This window comes from Kitasatospora sp. NPDC053308 (genome assembly GCF_055585785.1).
Genome location: NZ_JBVJJY010000048.1, coordinates 1 through 6,390, shown reverse-complemented (window position 1 = coordinate 6,390; position 6,390 = coordinate 1). Strand labels below are relative to the sequence as shown.

General features: G+C 74.1%; 5 protein-coding genes. 4 read left to right on the top strand and 1 reads right to left on the bottom strand.

What is annotated here, in order from left to right; all coding sequences use genetic code 11:
• The first annotated feature begins 176 nt into the window (after nucleotides 1-176).
• The 3 genes from ACZ6Y7_RS37830 to ACZ6Y7_RS37820 all read left to right on the top strand — a co-directional run bounded on the left by ACZ6Y7_RS37830 (nucleotide 177) and on the right by ACZ6Y7_RS37820 (nucleotide 4,225).
• Nucleotides 177-2,138 (top strand): putative baseplate assembly protein, encoded by a 1,962-nt coding sequence (locus tag ACZ6Y7_RS37830; protein ID WP_465762524.1) that lies wholly within the window; start codon nucleotides 177-179, stop codon nucleotides 2,136-2,138.
• Entirely contained in the window at nucleotides 2,135-2,698 is a 564-nt protein-coding gene (locus tag ACZ6Y7_RS37825; protein ID WP_465762523.1) for a phage tail protein, read from the top strand. The genes ACZ6Y7_RS37830 and ACZ6Y7_RS37825 overlap by 4 nt, the downstream gene beginning before the upstream one ends.
• A gap of 753 nt (nucleotides 2,699-3,451) precedes the next feature.
• The gene (locus tag ACZ6Y7_RS37820) at nucleotides 3,452-4,225 is read left to right on the top strand and encodes a zinc ribbon domain-containing protein (protein ID WP_465762522.1); all 774 of its coding nucleotides are present in this window, start codon (nucleotides 3,452-3,454) and stop codon (nucleotides 4,223-4,225) included.
• A gap of 150 nt (nucleotides 4,226-4,375) precedes the next feature.
• On the opposite strand, the gene ACZ6Y7_RS37815 is transcribed toward ACZ6Y7_RS37820, so the two are convergent.
• The gene (locus ACZ6Y7_RS37815; protein ID WP_465762521.1) at nucleotides 4,376-5,023 is read right to left on the bottom strand and encodes a TetR/AcrR family transcriptional regulator; all 648 of its coding nucleotides are present in this window, start codon (nucleotides 5,021-5,023) and stop codon (nucleotides 4,376-4,378) included.
• 108 nt (nucleotides 5,024-5,131) lie between these two features.
• On the opposite strand from ACZ6Y7_RS37815, the gene ACZ6Y7_RS37810 reads away from it, so the two are divergent.
• On the top strand, nucleotides 5,132-5,923 hold the full coding sequence (locus tag ACZ6Y7_RS37810; protein WP_465762520.1) for an SDR family NAD(P)-dependent oxidoreductase: 792 nt from the start codon (nucleotides 5,132-5,134) through the stop codon (nucleotides 5,921-5,923).
• Nucleotides 5,924-6,390 lie beyond the last annotated feature (467 nt).

Genomic DNA, 6,390 nt, shown 5'->3' with positions numbered 1-6,390 from the left:
CACAAAACAAAAAACCACAACACTTTTTTCCCCCCCTCCCACACCCCCCGGGCTTCCTGGGCCGAGGCGCGGGGTCCCACCAGCCCCCCCCCCCCCGCCCCCCCGGTCCCCCGAGCCACGGTCCCCGCCTCCGCGTTCCCCGGCTCCTCGGCCGTCCCGAACGGGGGCGCGAGCTGATGGCCCTGCCCTCCCCGAACCTGGACGACCGCCGCTTCCAGCAACTCGTCGACGAGGCCAAGCGGTACGTCCAGCAGCGCGCGCCGGAGTGGACCGACCACAACGTCTCCGACCCCGGCGTCACCCTCATCGAGACCTTCGCCTACCTGGTCGACCAGCTGCTCTACCGGCTGAACCGGGTCCCGGAGAAGAACTACTCCGCCTTCCTCGACCTGCTGGGCATCCGCCTGTTCCCGCCGGCCGCCGCCCGCGCGGAGGTCGACTTCTGGCTCTCCGCCCCGCAGCCGGAGACCGTCCTGCTGCGGGCCGGCACCGAGGTCTCCACGCTGCGCACCGAGACCGACGAGGCGGTGGTCTTCTCCACCGTCGAGGACCTCCCGATCGTCCCCAGCTCGCTGGAGCGGCTGGTCACCCTGCACGCCTCCGGGGAGCAGTCCGACGTCACCGCCCGGCTGGCCGACGGCGCCGACGTGCCCTGCTTCCAGCCGCGCCCGGCGGTCGGGGACGCCGTGCTCTTCGCCCTGCCGGCCGTGGTGCCGCGCTGCATCCTGATCGTCCGGCTGGACAGCCGGGTCGAGGGCGTCGGTGTCGACCCGCGCCAGCCACCCCTGGCCTGGGAGGTGTGGGACGGCGCACGCTGGATCGCCTGCGAGACCGGCAGCGACACCACCGGCGGCCTCAACCGGTCCGGCGAGGTGGAGGTGTTCGTGCCCGCCGGGCACACCGCGTCGTTGGTGGCCGGCCGCCGGGCCGGCTGGCTGCGCTGCCGGGTCACCGAGCCGCGCCCCGGCCAGCCGTTCTACTCCGAGTCCCCGACCATCCGCTCGGCCGAGGTGTTCACCGTCGGCGGCACCGCGACCGTCGTCCACGCCCAGACCGTCACCGACGCGCCGCTCGGCTCCTCCGAAGGCGTCGCCGGCCAGCGCTTCCGGCTCGCCAGGCCACCGGTCCTGCTCGACGGCGAGCCCCCGGTGGTCGAGGTCGCGGCCGGCGACGGCTGGCAGCCCTGGACGCTCGTCGAACACTTCGGCGACTCCTCGCCGACCGACCGGCACGTGGTGCTCGACGCGACCACCGGCGAGTTCCTCCTGCCGCCCGCCGTCCGGGAACCCGACGGCAGCCTGCGCGCCTTCGGCGCCGTGCCGCCCAAGGGCGCCCAGCTGCGCGTCCCCCGCTACCGCACCGGCGGCGGCACCGCCGGCAACGTCGCCCGCGGCACGATCACGGTGCTGCGCAGCTCCGTCCCGTACATCGCCCGGGTGGACAACCGGGAGGCGGCCCGGGGCGGCGTCGACGGCGAGACCGTGGAGAACGCCAAGCTCCGGGCCCCGCACCAGCTGCGGCTGCAGGAACGCGCCGTCACCGCCGGGGACTTCGAGCTGATCGCCCGGCAGGCCGCACCGTCCGCCGCCCGGATCAGCTGCGTGCCCGCCGGCGCCGCCGACCCCGGCGCGGTCCGGGTGCTGGTCGTCCCGGACGCCGTCGCGGACGAGGGCGACCGGCTGCGCTTCGAGCAGCTCATCCCCGGCGAGCAGATGCTGGCCACCGTCGCGAAGGCCCTCGACGAACGACGGCTGATCGGCACCCGGATCCTCGTCCAGCCGCCCGCCTACCAGGGCGTGACGGTGGTCGCCCGGCTCACCACCGCGGCTCCCGACCCCGACCGGGTCCGGGAGGAGGTGCTCGCCGCGCTCTACCGGTACCTCAACCCGCTGCGCGGCGGCGCCGACGGTTCCGGCTGGCCGTTCGGCCGGGCCGTGCAGTACGGCGAGGTGTTCGCCGTGCTCCAGCGGGTGGCCGCCGTCGCCGGGGTCGAGGAACTCCGGCTCTTCCCGGCCGACCCGATCACCGGGCGCCGGGGCGCGCCCGCCGAGCGGGTCGAGGTCCCGCCGGACGCCCTGGTCTTCTCCCACCAGCACCAGGTCGTGGTGACGTCGGACGGAGAGGGCGGGCCGTCATGACGCGCGCCGCCGTCCCCGGCCTGCCCAGCGCGCACCCGATCGGCGAACTGCTGCCCGCGCTGTTCGCCGACGACGACTTCGCCCAGCGGTTCACCGCCGGCCTGGACACCGTCCTCGCCCCGGTCTTCGCCACCCTGGACAACCTGCCCGCCTACTTCCAACCGCGCCTCGCGCCACTCGACTTCCTCGACTGGCTGGCGTCCTGGGTCGCGGTGGAGACCGACCCGGCCTGGCCCGCCGAGGTGCGCCGCGCGGTGGTCGGACGCGCGGTGGAACTCCACCGCTGGCGCGGCACCCGGCGCGGCCTCACCGAGCGACTGCGGCTGGTGCTGGGCGCGGGAGCCGAGATCCTCGACGGCGGCGGCGCCACCTGGTCCACCGCCGCCGACGCCCCCCTGCCGCCCGCCCCGGGCGGCGAGCTGCTGATCCGGGTCTGGCCCCTGGACGGCAGGGAGCTCGACGAGGACCAGGTCCTGACGGTCGTCCGGGCGGGCTGCCCGGTCCATCTGACCTGCCGGGTGGAGATCCTGCCCGGCCCACTCGGGCGAGCGGAGGGCTGACGGATGCCGGTGTGCCCCGACTGCGGAACGGTCAACGGCGAGGGGGACGACTTCTGCGGCAACTGCGGTGCCTACCTGGGGTGGTCGCGCAGCGCCGCCGCCCCGGCGACGGCCGCTGAGCCGGCGGCGTCTGCTCAAGCCCCGCCTGACGCGTCCGCCGCGCCCGGGTCTTCCGGGCCTGACGCTTCTGCCGTGCCCGCGTCTGCCGCGCCTGGCTCTTCCACGTCTGGGTCTTCCACGTCTGGGTCTTCCGCGCCCGGGTCGGCCACGCCTGGGACTTCCGGGCCCGGGTCAGCCGCGCCTGGGACTTCCGCGCCCGGGTCGGCCACGCCGGCCGAGACGGCCGTACGGGCCGCAACCGCCGCACCCGGCCCGACGACCGCGCCCGAGACCGCCGAGCCCACGACCACGCGCACCGGATCCACCTGGCGGAACGTCTCGCGTCGGGTGACCCGCAGGCGGGAGCAGCCGCCCGCACCGGAGACCGCGCCGCCGGGCCCGCCCGCCGAGGAACCGCCCAACCCGCCCGCGCAGGAAGCGCCGGGCCCGCCCGCCGAGGAGCCCCGGGGCACCTCCTCCACCCGTGTACGGCCCGTCCCCGCTCCCGCGCGGCCCGCGGCCCCCGCCCCGACGCCGTCCGTGCCATCGCAGACCCCCGCACCGGCCCCCGCTCCGGCCCCCGCACCGGCCCCGGCACCGGCCCCAGCACCGGCCCCGGCACCGGCCCCGGCGTCCGGACCGCAGGCCGACCCGGTGGCCGTGCAACCGGCGAAGCCCGTCGCACCACGCCCCGTCGTCCGCGCCTCGCCCGCCGAGGAGGTCCAGGAGGGCCCGCCCTGCCCCCGGTGCGGCACGCCGAACCTGCCCGAGCGCCGGTTCTGCCGACGCTGCGCGGCACCGCTCACCGCCACCGCCGCCCCGCCGAAGCTGCCCTGGTGGCGCACCCGTTGGCCGTTCCGTCGGCGGGTCCGGATGGGCGGATCGGGCAACGCGCTGCGCCGTACCATCGCGCTGCTCGTGCTGCTCGCCGTGGTGGTCGCCGGGATCCTCCTGTACCCGGCCGGCAAGAACGTCTTCCAGGACGTGCTGGACAAGGTGCGCGGCACCGCGCCGATCACCCCCGGCACGACCTCCGCCAGCGCCGCGCTGGAGGGCCACCCCGCCTCGCTGTCCGACGACGGCATCTCCAACACCTACTGGGCGGCGCCCGCGATCGGAGACTCCCTCACCTTCGACTTCCGCACCCCGTTCCGGCTGGTGGACCTGATCATCCACACCGGTGCCTCCGCCGACCCGCAGCAGTTCCAGCAGCAGGGCCGTCCACTGGTCCTGTCCCTGGAGGTGACCTCCTCGGACGGCGAGCAGCACCGGAAGCAGATCACCCTCAACGACCAGCCGGGCCCGCAGACCGTGGCGACCGGGATCAGCGACGTCGTCCGGGTGCAGCTCACCGTCCGCGAGGCGGCCGGAACGGGCCCCGGCCGGGCCGTGGCGCTGGCCGAGGTGGAGTTCTTCAAACGCACCTGAGCCCGCTGTAGCGGCGCCCGCGCCCGCCAGGGCGCGCCCCGCGCCGGGTGACGACGGGGGGACGACCGGACACGGGAGGCTGCGTCAGCAGGCCGGTCCGCACCCCGGTCAGCCCCGTTCAGCGGGCCGGTCCGCACCGTCAGCCCCCGTTCAGCAGGCCGGTCCGCAGGCCGGTCCGACGGGCGCGGCCAACGGCTCGTCGTCGGCGCCCGGTTCGAGGCCGCGGAGCAGGTGGACGAGGAGGTCCTCGAAGACCTGGTCCAGGGCCGGGCCGGACAGCAGGCCGCTCGCCGCCTGGGTGGCCACCCCGTGCACGGCGGTGAAGAGGATCCCGCCGATCCGCTCCGCGTCCCCGGCCCGGATCCGCCCCTGCTGCTGGCCCTGGGCGATCAACGCATGGAGGTCGTCCTTCAGCGGCTGCCAGGCGCGTTCCAGCTCGTCCGTCTCGGCGGGGTCGTGCTTGCGGGCGAAAGCCAGCGCCAGCAGCGCGCCGTGCGCGGTGGCGAAGTCGACGTAGGCGCGGGCGACGGCGAACGCGCGCTCACGGAAGTCGTCCCCGCTCCGGGCGAGACCGCCCCGGGCCGCCGCGGTGAGCCGCTGGATCCCGGTGAGCGCGAGTGCGTCCAGGAGGGCGCGCCGGTCCTTGAAGTGGCGGCTCGGCGCCGCGTGGCTCACGTCCAGCGAGCGGGCCAGCTCACGCAGCGACAGGGCGTCGACGCCCTGCTCGCGCAGGGTCTGCTCGGCGCGTTCCAGCAGCGCGGCGCGGAGGTCTCCGTGGTGGTACTGGCCCGTTCGCATGGGCATCAGCATACGAGCATGTAGTCATTGACTACATTGTTGTCAGTGACTACATTGGGCCGCGGCGCACCCGCCACCCGTGCCATTGCCGTAAGGAGACCCGGAGCCATGGACTTCGTCCGCAAGACCACCCTGATCACAGGAGCGTCCACCGGCATCGGGGCCGCCTTCGCCCGCGAACTCGCGGCCCGCGGATCGCACCTCGTCGTCGTCGCCCGCAGCGAGGACAAGCTGAAGAGCCTCCAGGACGAGCTGACGGCGGCGCACGGCATCACCGTCCACGTCGTCCCGCTCGACCTCGCGCGCCCCGGGGCGGCCGCCGAACTGCAGCGTCGCGTCGACGAACTGGGCGTGACGGTCGACGTGCTGATCAACAACGCCGGCTTCGGGACCTTCGGCGCCGTCGCCACCAGCGATCCGACCCGGATCGCCGACGAGGTGCACCTCAACTGCTCCACCCTCACCGACCTGACCACCCGCCTGCTGCCCGGCATGGTCGAGCGCGGCCACGGCGCGGTGATCAACGTCGCCAGCACCGCCGCCTTCCAGCCGATTCCCCGGATGGCCGTCTACGGGGCGACCAAGGCGTTCGTGCTCTCCTTCACCGAAGCACTGGCGAACGAACTGCGCGGCACTGACGTCCGGGCCCTGGCCATCTGCCCGGGCGCCACCGACACCCCTTTCTTCGAGGTCGCCGGCGAGGAGGCGGCGGTGGGCCTCCGCCGCCGCCCCGAGCAGGTCGTCGCCACCACCCTGGCAGCCCTGCGGAAGGGACGACCGACCGTCGTCGACGGCTTCCTCAACCGCCTCGGATCGGTGGCCCCCCGCTTCCTGCCCCGTCGAGCCACCGTGGCCGTCGCCGAACGCGTCACCCGGCCACGCTCGGCCGCCCGAGCCTGACCGGGGCGTTTGTTCTTCGACGGTGAGGAGGAGTACTGTTCTTCAGTCGCTCGGCAGGGAGCACCGGACACGCATCGGCGCGGACGGTCCCGGGGCGGCCAATCCCTTGAAACACCACTTCCCAGGTCCGTGCTGGGTCGCGTGCGCGTTGTGCGCTGCGTGGCTCGGTGCTGAATTGGCGTGTTCGTTTTATCGGATTGCGGCTGGATTCGCTTTTCGGAGCGGGGGTCGGCTACTGTTTGAAACGTCGGACGGAGCGCCAAGCCCTGGAAGGCGGCAGTGAGTTGGATGAAGGAAGCCCCGGAAACGGAGCGGAAAACATCTGATAAGCTGGAAACACGAAAGAACGAAGCCCGGAGGGCCTGCTGAAAAGCGGCCTGAAGGAAGCGTCCGTTCCTTGAGAACTCAACAGCGTGCCAAAAGTCAACGCCAGATATGTTGACATCCCCGGCCTCGGTCGTTTGATC

Excerpts from the sequence above, each read along its gene's own strand:
- ACZ6Y7_RS37825 (WP_465762523.1), top strand. The coding sequence starts at position 2,135 with ATGACGCGCGCCGCCGTCCCCGGCCTGCCCAGCGCGCACCCGATCGGC.
- ACZ6Y7_RS37830 (WP_465762524.1), top strand. The coding sequence starts at position 177 with ATGGCCCTGCCCTCCCCGAACCTGGACGACCGCCGCTTCCAGCAACTC.
- ACZ6Y7_RS37810 (WP_465762520.1), top strand. The coding sequence starts at position 5,132 with ATGGACTTCGTCCGCAAGACCACCCTGATCACAGGAGCGTCCACCGGC.
- ACZ6Y7_RS37815 (WP_465762521.1), bottom strand. The coding sequence starts at position 5,023 with ATGCGAACGGGCCAGTACCACCACGGAGACCTCCGCGCCGCGCTGCTG.